General features: G+C 74.7%; 12 protein-coding genes and 1 pseudogene. 6 read left to right on the forward strand and 7 right to left on the reverse strand.

Annotation, left to right across the window (positions count from 1 at the left end):
• The first annotated feature begins 19 nt into the window (after nt 1–19).
• From R6Y94_RS00295 to nth, 5 genes are all read left to right on the forward strand, one after another.
• Nucleotides 20–3,208 carry an amino acid adenylation domain-containing protein gene (locus tag R6Y94_RS00295; RefSeq protein WP_318393673.1) on the forward strand — a complete coding sequence of 1,063 codons (3,189 nt, stop codon included), beginning with the start codon at nt 20–22 and terminating at the stop codon, nt 3,206–3,208.
• On the forward strand, nt 3,205–7,161 hold the full coding sequence (locus tag R6Y94_RS00300; protein ID WP_318393674.1) for an amino acid adenylation domain-containing protein: 3,957 nt from the start codon (nt 3,205–3,207) through the stop codon (nt 7,159–7,161). Before R6Y94_RS00295 ends, R6Y94_RS00300 begins: the two co-directional genes overlap by 4 nt.
• A complete protein-coding gene (locus tag R6Y94_RS00305) occupies nt 7,162–7,884 on the forward strand; it encodes an HAD family hydrolase (protein ID WP_318393675.1) in 723 nt (240 codons plus the stop codon).
• The gene (gene pyrF, locus R6Y94_RS00310) at nt 7,881–8,738 is read left to right on the forward strand and encodes an orotidine-5'-phosphate decarboxylase (protein WP_318393676.1); all 858 of its coding nucleotides are present in this window, start codon (nt 7,881–7,883) and stop codon (nt 8,736–8,738) included. Before R6Y94_RS00305 ends, pyrF begins: the two co-directional genes overlap by 4 nt.
• 73 nt (nt 8,739–8,811) lie before the next feature.
• Nucleotides 8,812–9,564, forward strand: a complete 753-nt coding sequence (gene nth, locus R6Y94_RS00315; protein WP_318393677.1) for an endonuclease III — start codon at nt 8,812–8,814, stop codon at nt 9,562–9,564.
• 153 nt (nt 9,565–9,717) lie between these two features.
• On the opposite strand, the gene R6Y94_RS44950 is transcribed toward nth, so the two are convergent.
• From R6Y94_RS44950 to R6Y94_RS00330, 4 genes and pseudogenes are all read right to left on the reverse strand, one after another.
• A complete protein-coding gene (locus R6Y94_RS44950) occupies nt 9,718–10,950 on the reverse strand; it encodes a PLP-dependent aminotransferase family protein (RefSeq protein ID WP_412102663.1) in 1,233 nt (410 codons plus the stop codon).
• A 156-nt stretch (nt 10,951–11,106) separates the two neighbouring features.
• A pseudogene (locus R6Y94_RS44955) lies at nt 11,107–12,126 on the reverse strand (alpha-hydroxy acid oxidase); the annotation flags it as partial.
• A gap of 1 nt (nt 12,127) precedes the next feature.
• Complete coding sequence (hppD, locus tag R6Y94_RS00325; protein ID WP_318393679.1) at nt 12,128–13,165, reverse strand: 4-hydroxyphenylpyruvate dioxygenase; 1,038 nt, start codon at nt 13,163–13,165, stop codon at nt 12,128–12,130.
• A gap of 30 nt (nt 13,166–13,195) precedes the next feature.
• Nucleotides 13,196–14,446 carry a helix-turn-helix transcriptional regulator gene (locus tag R6Y94_RS00330; protein WP_318393680.1) on the reverse strand — a complete coding sequence of 417 codons (1,251 nt, stop codon included), beginning with the start codon at nt 14,444–14,446 and terminating at the stop codon, nt 13,196–13,198.
• A 488-nt stretch (nt 14,447–14,934) separates the two neighbouring features.
• Here R6Y94_RS00330 and R6Y94_RS00335 point away from each other — a divergent pair, with 488 nt between their 5' ends.
• Nucleotides 14,935–15,132 carry a hypothetical protein gene (locus tag R6Y94_RS00335; RefSeq protein WP_318393681.1) on the forward strand — a complete coding sequence of 66 codons (198 nt, stop codon included), beginning with the start codon at nt 14,935–14,937 and terminating at the stop codon, nt 15,130–15,132.
• Between the two features lie 154 nt (nt 15,133–15,286).
• Here the strand turns inward: R6Y94_RS00335 and R6Y94_RS00340 are convergent, their stop codons facing one another.
• Genes R6Y94_RS00340 through R6Y94_RS00350 form a run of 3 tightly spaced genes read right to left on the reverse strand, consistent with a single transcriptional unit; the run spans nt 15,287 to nt 20,027 of the window.
• Nucleotides 15,287–16,906, reverse strand: coding sequence for an ArnT family glycosyltransferase (locus R6Y94_RS00340; RefSeq protein WP_318393682.1), 1,620 nt, complete (start codon nt 16,904–16,906; stop codon nt 15,287–15,289).
• Nucleotides 16,903–18,306 carry an MATE family efflux transporter gene (locus R6Y94_RS00345; protein ID WP_318393683.1) on the reverse strand — a complete coding sequence of 468 codons (1,404 nt, stop codon included), beginning with the start codon at nt 18,304–18,306 and terminating at the stop codon, nt 16,903–16,905. Before R6Y94_RS00345 ends, R6Y94_RS00340 begins: the two co-directional genes overlap by 4 nt.
• Nucleotides 18,303–20,027 carry a glycosyltransferase family 39 protein gene (locus R6Y94_RS00350; RefSeq protein ID WP_318393684.1) on the reverse strand — a complete coding sequence of 575 codons (1,725 nt, stop codon included), beginning with the start codon at nt 20,025–20,027 and terminating at the stop codon, nt 18,303–18,305. The genes R6Y94_RS00345 and R6Y94_RS00350 overlap by 4 nt, the downstream gene beginning before the upstream one ends.
• Nucleotides 20,028–20,032 lie beyond the last annotated feature (5 nt).

Raw genomic sequence — 20,032 nt, forward strand, 5'->3', positions numbered from 1 at the left:
ACCGAACGCAGGAGACCCCATGTCCGCACCGACGCTGACCGGCGACCGACGCCGGATCCTCGCCGAACGCCTGCTCGCCCGGCAGGCCCGCCCGGTACCGCGCCGCGACCCGGCGGCCCCGGCGCCGTTGTCCTTCGCGCAGCAGCGTCTCTGGCTGGCCGACCGGATGGCCACCCGGCCGGAGCAGTTCTGCGTCCCGCTGGCCGTGCGGCTGAGCGGCCCGGTCGACGCGGACCGGCTCCGGGACGCCTTCCAGTCCGTCGTCGACCGGCACGAGGTGCTCCGGACGCGGTACCGGCCGGGCGCCGACGGGCCGGTGCAGATCGTGGCGGCCAGCGCGGCCGTGGACTTCGCGGTGGACCCGGACCTGGACCCGGCAACGGCCGCCGAGTACCGCTACGACCTGGAGACCGACCTGCCCCTGCGGGTGCGCCTCATCCCGCACGGCCCGCACGACGCCGTGCTGGTGCTCACCGTCCACCACATCGCCTCCGACTCGTGGTCGGTCGGCCTGCTCTTCGACGAGGTCCGCGAGGCGTACGCGGCCGGGCTGGCGAACCGCCCGGCCGACCTGCCCGAGCTGCCGGTCCAGTACGCCGACTACGCCCTGTGGCAGCACGCCCAGGCGCGCGGCGACCGCCTGCCGGCGCGGGTCGAAGCGGCCCGGCGGGCGCTGGAGGGCGCTCCGGACAGCCTGGAACTGCCGCACGACCGGCCCCGCCCGGCCACCCGCACCGGCCTGGGCGCCTTCCACCGCAGCACACTGCCGCCCGGCCTGGCCGCGCGGGTGCACGCCGCCGCCCGGGCCGCGAAGGTCAGCCCGTTCACCCTGCTGCTCGCCCTGTACCGGGTGCTGCTCGGCCGGCACGCCGGGACCGGCGACGTGGTGATCGGCATCCCGGCCGCCGGGCGCGGCCGGCCCGAGATCGACCGGCTGATCGGGTGCTTCCTCAACATGCTGGTGGTGCGCGGCGACACCGGCGCCGCCGGGACGGTGTCCGAGCTGATCGCCGCCGAGCACCGTCGGGTACTCGCCGCCTTCGAGGCCGAGGTGCCGTTCGAGCGCCTCGTCGAAGCGGTCGCGCCGGCGCGCGGTACCGGCGTGACACCGCTGTTCCAGACCACCTTCTCGTACCGGCCCGCCGAGCCCGCCCTGGGCTCGCTGGGTCGGGCTGCCGTCACCCCGTACGACCTGCCCGGCGGCGTCGCGCTGTACGACCTCGCCCTGGACCTGACCGGTACAGCCGACGGAGGGATCGCCGCGGTGTGGGCCTACGACGACGAACTCTTCGACGCCGGTACGGTGGCCGCGCTGGCCGGGCGCTTCTCCGGCCTGGTCGCCGCCGCGGTGGCCGCTCCGGCCGGCCTGGTCGCCGACCTGCCCGTGCTGACCCCGGTCGAGCACGACGACCTGCTGCGCCACGGCCGGGCCGGCGTCTGCGGCGAAGACGCCGGCGCCGACCTGTGCACGGCGGTGTGGTCTGCCGGACCCGGCCCGGCGGTGTCCGATGCGTTCGGTGAGCGCGACCACGCGTGGCTCACCGGGTACGCCGACCGCCTCGCCGCCCACCTGCAGAGCCTCGGCGTGCGGTCCGGCGACCGGGTCGGCGTGCTGGTCGGCCGGCGGGCCGAGTTGCCCGCGGTGCTGCTCGCCGTGGCCCGTACCGGCGCCGCCTGGGTGCCGCTCGACCCCGCGCATCCGGTAGACCGGCTGCGCTACGTGCTGGACGACTGCGGCGCCCGGGCGCTGGTCACCGACGGCGCGCCGGCCGGGCTGGCGGACGGGATCCCGGTGGTCGAGGTGGACGCGGAACGCCCGGACGCGGTCCCGGATCCGGTGCCGCGCTCACCCGAGCGGCCCGCGTACCTGATCTACACGTCCGGGTCGACCGGTCGGCCCAAGGGTGTCGCGGTACCGCACGCCGCCCTGTCCCGGGTGTTCCGCGCGCTCCGCGAGGAGCTGCGGTTGGGGCGGCACACCCGGTTCGTGGCGGTCAGCACCGTCGCGTTCGACGTCGCACAGCTCGAACTGCTGCTGCCGCTCACCGCGGGCGGTCACGTCTACGTCGCCGACGCCGTGCAGGCGACCGAGCCCGGCGCGCTCGCCGCCCTGATCGACGCGTGGCGGCCCAGCACCGTGCACGCCACGCCGTCGCTGTGGCGCCTGCTGGCGCAGCTCGACTGGCGGCCCGACCCCGGCATCCAGGTGCTCTGCGGCGGCGAGGCGATGCCGGCCACCGTCGCGGCCTGGCTGAGCGAGCACGTCGCCGAGGCGTACAACTCGTACGGCCCGACCGAGGCGACCATCTTCGCGTCGTTGCACCGGCTCGGCGGGGACGCCGCGAACACCCCGATCGGCTGGCCGCTGACCAGCCACACCATGTACGTGCTGGACGCCCGGCTCCGGCCGGTGCCGCCCGGCGCGCCGGGGGAGCTGGTGGTCGGCGGCCCCGCGCTCGCGCACGGCTATCCGCGGCTGCCGGCCCGGACCGCGGCCCAGTTCGTGCCCGACCCGTACGGACCGCCGGGCAGCCGGATGTACCGCACCGGCGACATCGTCCGGGTCGGACCGGACGGGCGGCTGCGGTTCCTCGGCCGCGACGACCACCAGATCAAGGTCCGCGGCTTCCGGATCGAGGCCGCGGAGGTGGAGGCGGCCCTGACCGGGTGTCCGGGCGTCACCGGTGCGGTGGTCACCGCGGGCCGGGACGCCAGCGGCGACGCCCGGCTGATCGGGCACCTGACCGGCGACGTGCCCGCCCCCGCCGCGCTGCGCGCGACGCTGCGTGAACGACTGCCCGACTACATGGTCCCGTCGCTGTTCGTGACGCTCGACGCGTTCCCGCTCACCCCGACCGGCAAGGTCGACCGGGCCGCCCTGCCCGAACCCGGCCCGGTGACCGGCGACCCGGCGGACCGGCCGCAAGGCCCCACCGAGGAGGTCGTCGCCCGGATCTGGGGCGAGCTGCTCGGCCTGGACCCGGTGCCGGCGACAGCGAACTTCTTCGACCTGGGCGGCCACTCGCTGACCCTGGCCCGGCTCGCGTTCGCGCTGGGGTCCGAATTCGGCGTCGAGGTGGCCTTCAACGGCCTGTTCGAGCGGCAGACCGTCACCGAGCAGGCCGCCCTGGTCGAGGAGCTGCTGGTGGCCCAGATCCTGGCGCTCGGCGACGACGAGGCCGACGAGCAGCTACGGAGGTTGTCATGACGGTCGCCGGCAGCCCGGCCCGGCTCACCCCGGTCCAGCAGGCGTTGCTCACCCGGCGGCTGCGGGGCGGCGGTTCCCCCGCCGTCGCCCCGCGCCCCGGCCCGGCCGCGCTCACACCCACCCCGGCCGAGGCCCCGCTGTCGTTCGCCCAGGAACGTCTGTGGGTACACGACCGGCTGTATCCCGACGCTGTCCTGTACGCCACCGGGATTGCGCTCCGGGTCGAGGCGCCGCTCGACCCGGACCTCGTGGCCGAGGCGATGCGCCGGCTGCGCGCCCGGCACGAGGTGCTGCGCACCCGCTTCGCCGAGCGCGACGGAACCGTCCGGCAGATCGTCACCGACGAGGACCCGCCGCTGCGCGTCGACGACCTGCGCGACGTGCCGGAGGCCGAGGCCGAGGCGCGCGTCCAGGAGGTGCTGCGCGACGACTTCAGCCGCGGGTACGACCTGAGCAGCGGCCCGATGACCCGGGGGCGGCTGATCCGGCTGCCCGGCGACCGTACCGTGCTGTCCTTCGCCACCCACCACGTCGCCGCCGACGCGTGGTCGTTCGAGATCGCCCGGACCGAACTCAGCGACTGCTACGCCGCGCTCGCGGCCGGACGCCCCTACGACCCGCCGCCGCCGGGCCGGCAGTACCGCGACGTCGCCGTGGCCGAGCGCCGGGCGTGGCCGCCGGAGCGGCTGCGCGCGGTGGCCAACGACCGGGCCGACGCGTTGCGCGACGCCCCCGCCCGGCTGGACCTGCCCACCGGGCGGCCACGCGCGAACGGTCGCGGCCCGGGCGACATCCTCCTCGACGGCCCCCTGCCCGCCGCGCTCGTCGGGCCGGCCCGGGCGCTCGCCGCCGAGACCCGCAGCACCCTGCTCGCCCCGATGCTCGCCGCGTACGCCCTGGTCCTGCACCGTTTCAGCGGCAGCGACGACCTGCTGGTCGGGATGCCGACAGCGGGCCGCACCGACCCCACCGTGGCCGGGCTGATCGGCTTCTTCAGCAACAACGTGATCGCCCGGCTGCGCGTCGACCCCGGCGCCACCGTGCGCGAACTCGTGCTCGCCGCCCGGCGCGAGTCGTTGACCGCACTCGGCCACCAGGACCTCCCGTTCGACCACCTGACCGACGCGCTGCGCGACGGGCGCCCGGCCGGCCGGCTGCCGTTCCACGCCTCGTTCAGCACGTTCCGCACCGAGCCGGCCCAGGAGACGTTCGCCGGCCACCCCGCGTCCACCGTGGACGTCGACGTCGCACACGAGCCGTTCGACCTGGCCCTCAACATCGTCGACCAGGGCGGCACCTGCACCGCGATCTGGAGCTGGGACGGCACCCGGTTCGGGCGGGACGCGGTGGCCCGGTTCGCGGCGGCGTACCGGCGCGCCCTCGCCGCCCTGGCCGACCCGGACCGTCCGGTGGCGGACGCCGACCTGCTCGACCCGGCCGAGCGGGAGCGGGCCCTGTACGCCTGGAACGACACGGCGGCCGGCCATGAGCCGGAGTTCCGGGTACACGCCCTGGTCGAGGCACGGGCCGCCGCCGACCCGGACGCGGTCGCCGTGCGCTGGACGGGCGGCGCCCTGACGTATGGCGACCTGGACCGCCGGGCCAACCGACTGGCCCACGCCCTCGCCTCCCGAGGCGCCGGACCCGGCGCCTGCGTCGGGGTCGCCCTGCCCCGCGGCCCGGAACGCGTCGTGGCGCTGCTCGCCGTGCTCAAATCCGGTGCGGCGGTGCTCGTCCTCGACCCGTTCGCCCCGGCGGAGCGCAGGGCCGGGCAGATCGCCGATGCCGGCGCCGTGCTCACGCTGACCACGGCAGCGGACACCGAGACCGGCCCGGACGTCCCGGACACCCCGCTCGACGTCGCGCTGCATCCGCAGTCGGCGGCGTACCTCATCTCGACCTCCGGCTCGACCGGCGTCCCCAAGGCCGTGGTCAACACCCACGCCGGGTTCAGCAACGAGATCCGCACCGCGGCCGGCCTGATCCGGCTGGGTCCCGGCGACCGGATCCTGCATCAGGCGGCCGGCGGGTTCGACCTCGCGCTGGAGGAGGTCTTCCTCGCGCTGACCACCGGCGCCACCGTCGTCCCGGCCCCGGACGGCGCCGATCCGAGCGGGCTCCTGGACACCATGGCCACGCACCGGGTGACCGTGGCGGACATCGTGCCGTCGGTGCTGCGCGCACTGCTCGACCAGGCCGACCTCAGCGGCTGCGCGGCGCTGCGGACCGTGGTGGTCGGCGCCGAGGCGCTGCCGAGAGAACTCGTCCGGCGCTGCCACAGCCGACTCGGCGTGCCGCTGCTCAACTCGTACGGGCCGTCCGAGGCGGCGATCGCGGTGACGTGCCACCCGATCCCGACGGACGCCAGCACCGTCCGCATCGGGCGGCCGATCGCCAACACCACCATGTACGTGCTGGATGCTCGAATGCGCCCGGTCCCGCCCGGCGCGGCGGGCGAGCTGTATCTCGGCGGCGTGCAGCTTGCCCGCGGCTATCACCGCCGGCCCGGCTTGACCGCGGACCGGTTCGTCCCGGACCCGTACGGCCCGGCCGGCGCCCGGCTGTACCGCACCGGCGACCTGGGCCGGCAACACGACGACGGCACGGTGGAGTACCTCGGCCGCGCCGACGACCAGATCAAGATTCGCGGGTACCGGGTCGAGCCGGGGGAGGTGGAGGCGGTTCTGGCCGGCTGCCCCGGCGTTACCGGTGCGGCGGTCGTCGCCGTGCCCCGCGGCGGCACCCACCACCTGGCCGGCTTCCTGCTCGGCGACGCCGACCCGGACGACGTCCGCGCGCACTGCCGGGGCCGGCTGCCCGGTCCGATGATCCCGGACCGGCTGATCCGGGTGCCGGCGTTCCCGGTTACCGGGAACGGCAAGGTCGACCGGGCGACCCTGCGCCGCCGGGCCGCCTCCGCGCCCGAGCGAGCGGTCGTGGCGAGCCGGCCGCCGCGCGACGCCACCGAGGAGACACTGGCCCGGATCTGGGCGGCCGCGCTCGGCCGGGAGACCGTGGGAGTGCACGACGACTTCTTCGACCTCGGCGGCAACTCGCTGTTGGCGATCCGGGTGACCACCGGGGCCCGCGAGATCGGCTACGACCTGCCGCCCGCCGCGCTGTTCGAGAATCCCACCGTGGCCGAGCTGGCCGCCCGGCTCCGACCCGGCTCGGACCGGTCCGCGAGCCGCACCAGCCTGGTGACCCTGCGGCGCGAGGGTACGGGTGTGCCGATCGTGCTGGTGCACCCGGTCGGTGGCTCGGTCTTCGGCTATCGCGAACTCACCACGCAGCTCGCCGGGCATCCGGTGCACGCCCTGGCCAGCGCGCCCGGCCCGGTGCCGGACGTCGGCGGGATGGCCGACCGGTACCTCGCCGAGCTGATCGCCTTCGGCCCGGACGCGCCCGGCGTGCTCGCCGGCTGGTCGATGGGCGGTGTGGTCGCGCTGGAACTGGCCCGCCGGATGCGCGAGCGCACCGGGACCACGCTGCCGGTGGTCGCGATCGACTCCGGCCTGCCGGACGAGCTGGGCACACCGGACGGCCCGTACTCGACCCTGCAGTCCTTCGTGTACGACCTCGCCCGCCTGCTCGGCGCCGAACCGCCGGTGCTGCCGCCGGACGTGGACGACCGGCCGGTCGACGAGGTGCTGGCGGGGGTGCTGCGCGACCTGCCGGACAGCGGGCTGACCGCGGACGTGCTCGCCGAGCGGTGGACGACCTTCGCCGGCAACGACCGCGCCCTGCGCGCCTTTCGGCCGCGTCCGCACCCCGGCCCCGTGCACCTGGTGGTGGCCGGTGACCACCGGCCCGACCTGGACCGGTGGCGCGCGCTCTCCGGATCCCTGCACGTCTCCCGGGTGGGCGCCGACCACTACGACGTCGTGTCCGGCCCGGGCGCCGAACTCACCGCCCGGCTGATCCGGGCCGTGGCGGCGGGCAGGGAGCCGTAGATGCGCGCGGTCCTGTTCGACGTGGACGACACCCTCCTCGACTTCCGCGGCGCGGACTCGGAGGGCTTCGACCGTCATCTCGCCGACCTGCGGCCCGATCTCGGCCCGGCGGAAACCGCCGTGGCGCGGGAACGCTGGCGGTTCTGGGGCGCACACTTCTTCGCCCGGTTCACCGCAGGCGACCTGACCTTCCCGGAGCAGCGCCGCCGCCGCGCCCGCGCGGTCTGCGCCGACCTGGGTCTTCCGCTCGCCGCCGGACCGGACGCGGCCGACACCTGGTTCGCCGGGTACCTGCGGCACTGCGAGCGGGCGTTGCGTGCCTTCCCGGATGCCGGACCGGCGCTCGACGCCCTGCGCGCCGGCGGTATCCGGGTCGGCGCGGTCAGCAACAGCGGCCACGCCAACCAGGACCGCCGGCTGCGCCTCGTCGGCCTGCGCGGCCGGCTCCAGGCGATGGTGTGCGTGGACGACGCGGGTGGCGTCGGCAAGCCCGATCCGGGCATCTTCCGGACCGGCTGCGCGGCGCTGGGCGTGGCGCCCGCCGAGGCCGCGTACGTCGGCGACCACCTCGACCACGACGCCCGGGCGGCCACCGCCGCCGGGCTGACCGGCTACTGGCTGGACCGGGCGGCCACCGGCGCCGAACCGGGCCCGCCGGTGGTGACCGGCCTGGCCGAACTCGTCCCGCTGTTCGTACCCGCCCCGGAAGGAGCCTGCCCGTGACAACGCCGTTCGCCCATCGCTGGGCCCGCCTCGCCGCCCACCGCGGCCCGCTCTGCCTCGGTGTGGCTCCGTCACACAAGTGGCTGCGAGCCTGGGATCTGTCCCCGGACCTGACCGGCGCCCGCGCCTACTGCCGGATCGTGCTCGACGCGGCGGGCGACCGGATCGGCGCCGTGAAGGTACAGACCCCGTTCTTCGAGCGACTCGGTCCCGCCGGTCTGGAGCTGCTGCGCGAGTTCACCGACGCCGCTCACGACCGCGGCATGCTCGTCCTGGCCGACGCCAAGCGCGGCGACGCCGACGACACCATGGCGGACCTGGCCGCGACCTTTCTGGGACCGGACAGCGTGCTGCGGGCGGATGCGGTGAGCGCTGCCGCGTTCATGGGGTTCGGCACCCTGGCGCCGCTGCTGCGCCACGCGCATTGCACCGGCACGGCGGTGTTCGTCCTGGTACGCACCTCCAACCACGGCGCGACCGAGGCGCAGACCGCGGTGTTGCCGGACGGGCGGACCGTCGCCCAGCATCTGGCCGACGCGGTGGCCGCGGCCAACGACGGGTACGGCGACGCCGGCCCGGCCGCGGCGGTGGTCGGCGCCCGCGCCCCCGAGTCCACCGACCTGCTGGGACGGCTGCGCGCTGCGGTGGCCGAGGTGCCCGGGCTCGGGCGAGCCGACCGCGATCCGGACGAGGTCGTCGGGCCGTGCGGGTTGCTCCGACCGGGACGGGTCATGCTGACGGTCACCACCGGGGTACTGCGACACGGTCCGGATCCGGCCGCACTGCGCCGTTCCCTGTCCGCCTGGCAGGCCGAGGTGGCCACGCGGCGCAGCGCTGTGGAGGTGCCGGCATGACCGAGCGGAGCGAGGGCATCAGCCAGCCCAGGCGCAGAGGTCATGACGCCGACGAGTGGAGCGAGGAGGAGGCATGACCAGCGGCGTACTGGTCCGGCCGGAACGTGAGGGCGGGCCGTCGAAGCACTTCACCGCGCGGCCGGGGGAGACCCGCCTGGGTCTGGTCCGGCGGGCCCGGCAGATCCACCGGATCCTCGCCGAGCGGCACCCCGACGCCCGCCTGCAGCTTCGCTGGGACGACCCGTTCCAGCTACTGGTGGCCGGGGTGCTGGCCGCGCAGACCACGGACGAACGGGTCAACTCGGTGACGCCGGAACTGTTCGCGGCGTACCCGGACGCGGCGGCGCTGGCCGAAGCCGACCCGGCCGGCCTCGAGGAGATGCTGCGTCCGGTCGGCTACTACCGGCTCAAGACCGAGGCCGTCCAGAAGGTCGCCCGGCGGCTGGTGTCCGAGCACCGGGGCCGGGTGCCCCGAACCATGGACGCCCTGGTCGCCATCCCGTGGGTGGGCCGCAAGACGGCGAACATGGTGCTGGCCAACGCGTACGGGCGGCCCGCGCTCGCCGTGGACACCCACGTGGGCCGGCTGTCGGCGCGCTGGGGATGGACCGACGCCTGGGATCCGGCCGACGTGGAGGCGGAGGTCGCCCCGCTGTTCCCGCGCCGGGACTGGGCGCCGCTGGCCGACCGGGCGACCGCGCACGGCCGGCGGATCTGCCATTCCCGCAAGCCCGCCTGCGGCGCCTGCCCGCTGGCCGCGCTGTGCCCGTCGTACGGCGTCGGCGAGACCGACCCGGAGCGCGCGGCGGGTCTGGTCAAGTCCTGACGCTGTGGCCCGCTGCCGTTCCGTAGCGCGCGGCGGGTCTGGTCGAGTCCTGACGCTGTGGCCCGCTGCCGTTCGCTAGCGCGCGGCGGGTCTGGTCGAGTCCTGACGCCGTGGCCCGCCGCCGTTCCGTGACCCGGGGCGGCGGCGGCCGTGTCAGCTCTGGAGATGGTCCCGGACCATCCGGGCGAGCCGCTGGATCCCGTCGCGGGCCCGGGCCGGGTCCAGCGCGGAACACGACAGCCGGATCTCGTCGCGGCCGCCGCCGTCCAGGGCGAAGAACGCCATCGGGGTCCAGATCACCCCGTACTCCGTGGCACTGCGTTGCAGCGCCGCCTCGTCCGCCCGGAACGGGACCCGCAGCCGCAGGAAGAAACCCCCGTCGGGGACGTTCCACCCGACGCCGAGCCGCTCGCGCTCGCCGGCCGGGAAGCACTCGTCCAGCGTCCGGAGCACCTCGTCCAGCGTCTGCCGGTAATGCGCGGCGGCGGTCGCGGTCGCCTTGTCGAGGCGGAAGTCGTGCCGCAGCAGGAACCCGCCGAGCGCCGCCTGGGTCAGGCCCGGGGCGTTGCAGGTGACCATGCTGCGGACCTTGGCGATCTCGGTGGCGAGCATCGTACGGCGCCCGTCCGGGTGGCGCACGGTCTGGTCGGCGACCAGATAACCGACCCGCAGCCCGGGATAGGCGGTCTTGGCGAACGAGCCGATCTGCACCACGCGTCGGCCGGTGTCGAGCGACTTCAGCGACGGCATCGGGTCCGGCCCGGTGAACACCCGGTACGGACTGTCCTCAAGGATCAGGAAGTCGTGCCGTCGGGCCGCGGACAGCAGGGCGACCCGGTCCGCCCGGCTCAGCGTGGCGCCGGACGGATTGGCGGCGTCCGGGACGACGTAGCAGGCCCGTACCCGACGTCCGGCCGTCCGCTCGGCGTGGACCACCCGGTCGAGCTCGCCGAGGTCGATCCCGTCCGCGGTCTCGCGAACCGGCCGGACGGTCAGGTCGAGCAGCCGCGCCGCCCCGGAGACGCCGACGTAGCAGGAGCCTGGTACCACCAGCACGTCGTCCCGCGAGGCGAACAGCGTCCGCAGCGCGAGCAGCAGCGCCTCCTGCGCGCCGACGCTGACCACGATGGACTCCGGCGGCACGTGGACGTCCTCGGACGACGCCAGCAGCCGGGCGATCAGGTCGCCGACGAGCCCGCCGGTCGGGCCGTACTGCAGCAGACTCCGCTCCGCCGCACCCGGATCGTCGCCGGCGGCCCGGTGAGCGACGTACGCGCGGACGTCGGCCAGTACGTCGTCGAGGGAGAACTCGGCATCGTACGGGCGCCCGGGCGCGAACGAGACCGCGTCCGGGAACCGTTCGGTCACCTCGTTGAGGAAGGTCATCGTGTCGAGCAGCGGGTCGGTGACGCTGCCGTGCAGGAGGCCGGCATCCAGGTCGTCCGGGCCGCTGCGGTGGCGGGCGACGCGTCCCTCGGTCACCGCCCGGCCCGCCGCCGCGCCGCCGGATCCGTCGGCGAGCAGGGACCCGTCGACATCGTCGCTGTTGCGGCAGCCGGCGAGCAGCAGGGCGTCGGCGTACTCCTGGGTGAGCCCGGCCAGTGCCTGCTCCACCCCGGACGCGCCGCCCACGGCGAGCGCGTGCAGGACCGGCCGGCCGACGAAGGTCGCGGTCGCGCCCCGGGCCAGCGCGGCCAGGACGTCGGCGCCACCGCGGACGCCGCCGTCGACGAAGACGGGTACGTCCACCACCGCCGCGACGTCGGCGACGGCGTCCACCGCCGCGACCGCCCCGTCCAGTTGCCGCCCGCCGTGGTTGGACACCAGGACACCGGCCGCACCGGCCGCCACCGCCCGAGTCGCGTCGTCGCCGCGCAGCACGCCCTTCACCACGACCGGCAGCCGGGTGTGCGACACCAGCCAGGTCACGTACTCCGGGCCGATCGCCGGCTCGAAGGCCGCCGCGGTGTGCGCCGCCGGGTCGGACGGGTCGGCCGCCATCCCGTACGGGGCCAGGTTGGCCGGGGCCAGGCCGGGCGGCAGCCGGAAGCCGGACCGTCGGTCCCGGCGGCGGTCGCCCAGCCGCGGCGCGTCCACGGTGAGCACGATCGCCTCGACGCCGGCCGTTTCTGCGCGCGCCAGCAGGTCGGCGGTGACGGACCGGTCCCGCAGCGGATAGAGCTGAAGCCACAGTGGACTCAGGGCCGCTGCGGCCAGGTCCTCGAGCGGGTGCCCCGAGAGCATCGGGGCGATCACCGGCAGCCCGGCCGCCCCGGCCCCGGCCACCGTCGCCGGCTCGCCGCCCGGATGAGCCAGACCGTGGTAGGCCATCGGCGCGACCCCGACCGGCGCGGACCAGCGCCGGCCGAACACCAGGACCGCCGGGTCGGCGGCGGCGATCCCCCGCAGCATCCGGGGACGCAGCCGGATCGCCTCGAACGCCGTGCGGTTCGCCGCCAGGGTGCGTTCGTCACCCGATCCGCCGGCGACGAAGTCCCAGGCCGACGGGTCGAACAGCGGCTGCGCCCGGGTGGCCAGGGCGGCCATTCCCAGGTACGTCATGTCAGGCCCGGCCCGATCCGGTGAGCGACTCGGCGCGTAGCCGCTCGACCGCCTCGTACAGCGCTCGGATGTTGTTCGAGCCGAAGCCGCGGGCGTCGTGCCGCTGGATCAGCTCGTAGAACAGCGTCGGCCGCGAGTGCGGTGAGCGGGTGAAGATCTGCAGCAGGTATCCCCACTCGTCGCGGTCGGCCAGCACGCTGGTCTCGCGCAGGTCGCCGAGCTGCTCGTCGAGGTGCCCGACGCGGGCCTGCAGGGTGTCGTAGTAGGAACCCGGCGTCCGCGCGAAGCCCACTCCGCGGGACGACAGCTCGCGCACCGCCGCGACGATGTCCGACACCGTGAAGGCGAGGTGCTGCACGCCCGGCCCGTTGTTGGCACGCAGGAAGTCGTCGATCTGGCCGGGCTCGTGGGTGGGGTCAGGCTCGATCATGGTGAACGTCGCGCCGTCGCCGGTACGGACGACGATCGAGTCCATCGCCTGCGCGCCGACCTCGATGTACTCGCCGGAGAACCACTCGAACCCGAACGCGCGTTCGTAGTGCGCGACGGTGTCGCGCAGGGTGCCGGCGGTCAGGCACACGGCGACGTGGTCCAGACCCAGGTCGGCGCCGACCGGCGGGACCGGGCCGAGCCGGTGCCATCCGGCGCCCGGCAGCCAGCCGGGCTCGGTGACGGAGGTGGGCAGCAGGGTGTGGCGGACCGCGCCGAAGCCCTCGACCGCCGGCGCGCCCAACGTGCCGGCCGGGAATGCCCGCGCTCCGGCGGCGATCGCGCGCCGCATGACATCGGCGGGGTCGTCACAGGTGAAGGCGATGTCGGCGATGCCGTCACCGTGCCCGTCCAGGTAGTCGCGGACCGGACCGGCGGCGCGCGGCGCCGTGACCACGACGTTCAGCCCGCCGCGCAGCAGGGTCGAGGTCCGGTCCGGCCGCTCGGCCCGGGCCACCGGAGTGAACCCGAAGGCCGAGACGAAGTAGCCGAGCGCGGCGTCCGCGTCCTCGGTCATCAGCTCCACGTGGCTGATCGTGCGTACGGTCATCAGGGTTCTCCCTCCGGTCGGGCGGGCCGGCTAGTCCGGCGCGCGCAAGTGATCGATGTCCCGCCAGATCTGCACCGCCATCCGGTAGGAGTGCAGGTCCTCGGCGAGGAGCGCGAGTTCGCGCAGGTCCCGGACGGCCTCGGCGCGCTGTCCGGCCATGGCGAGCGCCCGGGCCCGGGTGACGCGGGTGCGCACCTTGTCCAGATGCGCCAGTCCGCCGGGGTCGCTCAGGATGAGGTCGGTGGTGCGCAGGCAGCGCGCGCTGAGCCCGGCCGCCAGTTCGTACCGGGCCCGTAGCAGGAGCACCCGACGCCGCTCCGCGGGCAGAGCGAGCAGGCGTGCGGCGGTCTCGGCGTTCTGTAGCCAGTTGCCGACGTCGGCGAGATCGCCGCCGGTGTCGAGCAGGACCGAGGTGGAGGTCCGACACAGCCGTACCCACTCGTGCAGCGGGAGCGTGGGCGGCATCGGCGTGCGGTGGGCGCGGTCCAGGTGGTCGCGGGCCTGCTCCGGGGAACCCATCCGGGCGAGTGCCAGCGCGGCGGCCTCGTGGGCTCGGCCGATCATCGCGGAGCGGCCGGTGGCTTGGGCGACCCGGAGCAACCTGTCGATCGCCGTTCGCGCGGGTTCGGTCTCCAGCTGTTCGACGAGGATGGCGATGAGGACGGCGAGCACCTCGACGTGAGTGGCGGTGTGCGCCAGCATCGTGCCACCGACCCGCTCTGCGGCGGCGGTGGCCAGCTCGCGCGCGCGACCGAGATCGCCGCAGGCGAGCAGTTCGGCCGCCCGGTCCGCCTCGACCATGGTGTGCAGCCACGGGTGCCGGTCGATCTGGGGCAGGGCGGCCAGCTCGTCCAGCAACTCGATTCGGGCCGTCCCGTCGTCCAGCGCGGCGAGGATGCGCTGTCGGCGCATCCCGGACGCGGCGGCGAGGTGGAAGTCGCCGGCCGCCCGGGCCGCTCGCCAGGTGACGGCGAGAGCCGCCGAAGCGGCCGCGTAGTCCTCGGCGTCCTCCGGGTGCGGGCTCAGCACCTCCTCGAGAAGGGACGTGTCCGGGAACGGAGTTCCGGCGTCGGTCGGCGGTTCGCCGAGCAGATCGCTGACGCTCATGTCGAGCGCGGCGGCCAGGTTGCGGAGCACATCCGGAGTGGCTCGGCGCCGTCCCGCCTCGAGCCGGGAGACGTAGCCCGGCGTGACGAAGTCGCCGGCCAGTTCGCGCTGCGTGAGGCCCTTCGACTCCCGCAGCGCCCGCAGCCGCTGCCCGAACTCCGTCCGTCGATCCACCCTCGCACCCACCTCATCAACTGCAGTTACGTTACTACTGTAACGGCTCCCTGACTCCAGTCAACCATATGGATCGGGAGCGATTTGTTGCAGCCGATCGAGGTTCCGGTGGTGCGAAAGTTCGTGACAGGGCCTTGCCTCGACGTGACGGTCTTGCATACCGTAGTCATCAAGTAGTTAACTGAAGTCAAGTCCAAGTCACGTCGGGGACATCTCCCGAAGGGTTACCTCTGATGCCACAGCTCACCAAGGCGCTGCGCCCCGTCCTCGCCGCCGTACTGTTCGCCGGCGTGGCCGCCAGCGTGGACGCCTCCGCTGCCACCGCAGCGGCTGCCCCAGCCTGACGCGACATGGTGGCCGGTGAATGCCGGTCGATGACCCCTGGATGCCTCTACCAACGCCGAGCCGGCTGGCCGCCTCGTGATGGGCGCCAGAAGGCAACCTTCGACGCCCGCGAACTGCGACCCCTTCAAGAGAGGATCACCCCCATGCGACTCAGGCCCCGACTGCTTGTTCCGGTACTGGTGACAGGCGCCCTGCTGCCGCTCACCGTCGCCGCCTCCGTGCAGGCCACCGAAGGCTGCGAGGCACCCGCTTCCCGTCTCGTCGAGAAGGGGACCATCACGGTCGTCGCCCAGGACCCCGACGACCCGACTGACGATTGGCCGTGGGACAACGCCGGCTGACGTTGCACCCTGTTCGACCTGAACCGCGCGGCGCTCACGCACCGCCTCCGACCTCGCCGGACCGCACGGGGAGGTGGAAAGAGGTTCATTGCACGAGCCCGCGCCGAAACGGTGCGGGCTCAGGCGTGTCCGGTGAGCAACGGCGGGCGGGCCGTCATCCGGGTGAGCAGCCAGTCCGGCCAGGCCGGTGCCGCCCGGTTTCGCCGGTCGCCCAGGCGGGCTCCCGCGCCGGACAGTCCCGCCGCCGGCAGCCCAGGCTGCCGGCCGGGTCGACCCGGCGCAGCACGACCGGCGAGTCCGGCGGGCCCCAGGAAGCGACCACCGAACTGTTCCGCCAGGCGCTCACCACCTCGGGCGCCTGCTCCCAACTGATCGCTGGCGTGCCGAGCAGCGACTCCATCGCCCGGCCGGCAAGAAGGTAGTCGACGTCGCGCCACCCGTTCGGCAGTTCGCTGACGGCCTCCGGATCGCGGTCCAGTTTGTAGTGCCAGACGGCACCGTCCCACCCGTTCCCACTCCAGCCGAGGCGGACCAGATCGTTCCAGGTGTCGTCGTCGGTGAGCACCACCGTGTCCCGGGGCAGGCTGGTCGCGACGAACGACAGCGCCTGCCGGTAGGGAGCGTTCGCGTCCACGGTCAGCGCCGTCCGGGCGCCCACCGCCCACGACGGGGCGGCGGCCAGGACGGCCGTTGCGGCCAGCACCACCACCGCGACGCGGGCCCCGGCCGACCGACGGCCGGGCAGGCGGGTCGCGGCGCGCCAGCCCTGCCACACCGCGTACCCGATCAGCAGCGTCAGGAACGGCAGCATCGTGATCACGTGCATGGCCGGCAGGTAGCCGCCGGGCCGCAACCCGGCCAGGGCGAGCACGACCGGGATCAACGCGACACCGCGGGTGGTCCGCCAGGCGAGGCCCAGCGGGGCGGCGATCACCCCGAGCGACAGCAGGTACGGGTCGAGCGACCACCACGACGCGACGATCCGACGGGCCGTGGAGCCGGGATCGAGTACGGACCCGGAGCCGCCGCGACCGTACAGTTGCCACTCGATCGCCCCGAGCAACGGCAGCACGTCGTCGGCGATCACGACACACACCAGCCAGCCGCCCACGACCAGACCGGCCGCAGCGAGCCAGCGGCCGGCGCAGGACGAACGGGGGCGGCCCTCGCCGGAGGTGAGCAGCGCGACCAGGATGCCCAGCCCGGCCAGGGCGGCGGTCTCCTTGCTGAGGATCGCGACGCCGAAGCACACCCCGGACAGCACCGGGCGGCGCCAGCGCGGCGAGCCGGTCGCCGTCGCGAGCGAGGCCAGCAGCCACATCAGCGCGATGTTGTCCAGCAGGATCTGCCGGCCGTAGCAGACCACCAGCGGTGACAGGCACCAGATCCCGATGACCGCCGACGCCCCGGTCCGGGGCATGCCGAGGTTGCGCGCGACGCGGTAGAGCAGGGCGGCGGAGACCACCATGACCATCCCCAGTACGGCTCGCCCGCCGACCAGGGCCGGCTGACCGCCGAACAGCCACTGCGCCGGGCGCAGCAACGCGGCCAACTGGATCCAGCCCAGCGGCGGATGGTCGTACCAGTAGGTGTAGTGCGCGAGCCGCCCCTCGGTGATCACGGCCCAGGCCTGGGCGTAGTAGGTGCCCTCGTCGTCGTTGCCGAATTCCGGGTAGCCACCGAGGTTGGTCCCGTAGAGGACGGCCACGACGGACAGGCAGGCCGCCAGCGGCAGGGCGGCCCGGATGCGAGCGGTGTGCCGGGTACCGGTCATGGCCACCTCGCCGGGGTGACCGCCACCCGGCGCCCGCCGGTCACGGCGAGCACCGTGTAGACCAGGCCGACGACCCAGCCGACGACGACCGCCCAGATCAGCCCGTCCACGCCGAACCGGTCGCCGAGCAGTGCCGACAGCGGCAGACGGACGGCAGCGAAGGAGAGCAGGGTGCAGACCAGCGGGATGGTCGTACGGCCGAGGCCGGTGACGTAGCCGTGGATGACGACCATCAGCGCGTAACAGACGAAGAACGGGTACGTGATGGCGATGTACCGTCCGATCACCCCGGTCACCGCGGGGTCGGACACGAACAGCCCGGCGACCACGTCGCGGGCGGCGACCAGGCCGACCGCGACCGGCACACTCAACGCGACGGTCAGCCGTACGCACCCGGCGAGTGCCGCCCGGATCCGGTCGGGCTGACCGGCCCCGGTGTTCTGGGCGACCGTCACCGACAGCGCGGACGCGAGGGCGAGGAAGGCCAGCGAGGCGAACAGCTCCAACCGGACGATGACGGTGACGCCGGCCAGGACCGACGTCCCCAGGCCCGCGACGATCCCGAGCAGCACGGTGGCGCCGAGCCCGATCACCAGGTGCTGCGCCGTGATCGGCAGGCCGAGCCGGAGCCCGCTGGGCAATTCGCGGCGTACGGCGGCCCCCGTCGGCGCTTTTCCGGGCCTCCCGCCGCGCTGCCGGGCCAGCCCGCCCAGGCCCACGCCGGCGGCGATCGCGCTCGCGCCGACCGTCGCGCACGCCGCCCCGGCCAGTCCCAGCTCCAGGGGCCCGACGAACCACCACACCAGCCCGGCGTTGAGCAGGTTGCCCAGGCCGAGCAGCAGCATCGAGGCGCGGGAGTCACCGCGGCCGCCGTAGACCGCGGCGACCGCGGTGAGCCCGAAGACGGCGAGCAGTCCGGCAGAGTACGTCGTGAGGAACAGCCGGGCGTCCTGTGCCACCTGGGCGCCGACGCCCATGGCGGCGAAGGCTGGTCCGGCGAGCACCAGCGTGAGGCCGAAGCCGACCAGCGACCAGAGCACCGTGCCTGCGGCCAGGGCGCGCTGGGCGGCACGGGGATCCTGCCCGGCGCCCGTGAGCTGTCCGATCCGGATCGAGAAGGCCCCGGCGAGCCCGTACGATCCGGTGGACAACAGGTACACCAACCCCTGGGCGGCGCCCACCGCGGCCAGTCCCGAACTGCCCAGGTAGTGCCCCACGACCGCGCCGTCCACCAGCAGGTACGACTGTTGCAGCAGGCTGGACCCGGCGACCGGCAGCGCGTAGGACACCGTCCGGCGCAGCACCGGACCGCGGGTCAGGTCGGTGCGGTCGGCCCGGTGCCGTTCTTCGCTGGCCGTCCCGGGCCGGTGCGGCACCGGTACGGCCCGCTCGACGGTCACCGGCCCCGGACGCCCGGCAGCGTCCGCCCGTACCCGAGGTCGTAGTGGATCAGCGCCGGCCACAACTCCGGCCAGGGCCGGGTGGTGCCGGCGCAGAGGAGCACCGGCTGGCCCTGTGCGTTGTTCGACAGCCCGACGCCGTTGTCGACCACCGCCGCCTGGCGGCAGTCCCGGAAGGCCGTGGACACCATGGCCGGACTCTCGAACCCCACCAGTACGACCGGCCCGGTGCCGGCGGGCGGTCCCCACTGGGCGTAGCCGGTGTGCCCGCTGAAGGCACGCGGCAGCCCCAGCGCGGCTCCGTACACGTCCAGGGCCCCGGCATTGGAGTAGTTGGTCGTGAAGACCACCGCCTGGTCCCGGTCGGCTGGCGGGATCTGCTGCCAGACCCGCGAGACGGTACCTGCCAGCTCGGGCCAGCCCACCTCCTCGACGATCATCGGGTTCAACCGACCCACCCCGCTCGCCTGTAGGTGCCGGACCGGGATCACCGGCAGGCAGCACAGCACGTCGACCACGAACGCCACCGTCAGCATGGTGGCCAGCGCCGCCGGACGCCACGGAAGCGACCGCCGGCCGCCCCCGCTGCCGGCCGTGGCGTCGGAGCCGGGCCGGAGCGCAGCCGTGGCGTCGGAGCCGGGCCGGAGCGCAGCCGTGGCGTCGGAGCCGGGCCGGAGTGCAGCCGTGCCGTCGGAGCCGGGCCGGAGCGCGGCGGTGGCCCGGCGGCCGCGTGCCAGCCACCGTTCGCCTGCCAGCCCACCCAGGGCGGCCAGCGCCGGGCCCATGCCGCAGGTGTAGTAGCCCCGGCCGCGCATGGCCATCACCAGGGCCAGCATCAGCAGGTAACCCACGCCGAGTGTGCGCGCCGGACGCAGTCGCTCGGCGCGGAAGACGTACCACAATCCGCCGAGAAACAGCGGTAGGGCCGGGGCGGCCAGCATGGTTGCCTGGCCCCACAGTTGGCCCAGCGGTCGGCTCTCCGCCAGCGCCGCGATCGAGTCGGCCACCTCGGCCTGCGGCCAGCCATGGGTCGCCTGCCAGTAGACGTACGGCGCGGCGGCCAGGACGGCCGGCACCGCCCCGAGCACGGTCCACCACGACCGCAGCAGCCAGCGCGGACCGACCAGCAGCACGGCGACGGCGAGGCATCCGGCGGCGACGCCGACGAGCATCTTGTTGGTCAGCCCCAGTCCCAGGGCCATCCCCGCCGGGACCATCCAGCGCGGGTCGGCGGAGGTGCCGGCCCGGACCAGGCACCAGCACAGCACGGCGGTGGCCAGCACGTCGAACGTCCCGGTGACGAAGAGATGCCCGGTCGTCAGCGCGGTGCCCGAGGCGGCCCACAGGCCCGCCGCGAGCAGGCGGGCGACCGGGCCGCCGCCGAGGAGGCTGGCCAGGGACCCGGCGACGACGACGGCCGCGCAACTGGCCAGCGCCGCCACCGCCCGGACCACTTCCAGCCGCCCGTCGCCGAGCGTGAAGAGGGCGTGCACCGCGACCGGGTTGAAGACCGGCTGGTCCGGATACCCCCAGGCCGGTTCCGCGCCGGCCCGGATGAAGTACAGCTCGTCGATGAACCAGCCGTACCGCCCGGCGGTCGCGATCAGCAGCCCGAACAACCCGGCGGCGACCACCAGTTCCGGCCGCCGTACGGCCAGGCCGGCCATGGGTACGGCGGACGCGCCGGGGCCGGGCCGCAGCCGCACCGCTCCGGTCACCATTGAAG

Source organism: Plantactinospora sp. KLBMP9567 (genome assembly GCF_033446045.1).
In the GTDB taxonomy this organism is placed as follows: domain Bacteria; phylum Actinomycetota; class Actinomycetes; order Mycobacteriales; family Micromonosporaceae; genus Plantactinospora.

What these genes read in the sequence shown, in the direction of transcription:
- R6Y94_RS00305 (WP_318393675.1), top strand. Translation starts at nt 7,162, where the DNA reads ATGCGCGCGGTCCTGTTCGACGTGGACGACACCCTCCTCGACTTCCGC.
- hppD (WP_318393679.1), bottom strand. Translation starts at nt 13,165, where the DNA reads ATGACCGTACGCACGATCAGCCACGTGGAGCTGATGACCGAGGACGCG.
- R6Y94_RS44950 (WP_412102663.1), bottom strand. Translation starts at nt 10,950, where the DNA reads ATGACCTTCCTCAACGAGGTGACCGAACGGTTCCCGGACGCGGTCTCG.
- R6Y94_RS00340 (WP_318393682.1), bottom strand. Translation starts at nt 16,906, where the DNA reads ATGACCGGTACCCGGCACACCGCTCGCATCCGGGCCGCCCTGCCGCTG.
- R6Y94_RS00295 (WP_318393673.1), top strand. Translation starts at nt 20, where the DNA reads ATGTCCGCACCGACGCTGACCGGCGACCGACGCCGGATCCTCGCCGAA.
- R6Y94_RS00350 (WP_318393684.1), bottom strand. Translation starts at nt 20,027, where the DNA reads ATGGTGACCGGAGCGGTGCGGCTGCGGCCCGGCCCCGGCGCGTCCGCC.
- R6Y94_RS00300 (WP_318393674.1), top strand. Translation starts at nt 3,205, where the DNA reads ATGACGGTCGCCGGCAGCCCGGCCCGGCTCACCCCGGTCCAGCAGGCG.
- R6Y94_RS00335 (WP_318393681.1), top strand. Translation starts at nt 14,935, where the DNA reads ATGCGACTCAGGCCCCGACTGCTTGTTCCGGTACTGGTGACAGGCGCC.
- nth (WP_318393677.1), top strand. Translation starts at nt 8,812, where the DNA reads ATGACCAGCGGCGTACTGGTCCGGCCGGAACGTGAGGGCGGGCCGTCG.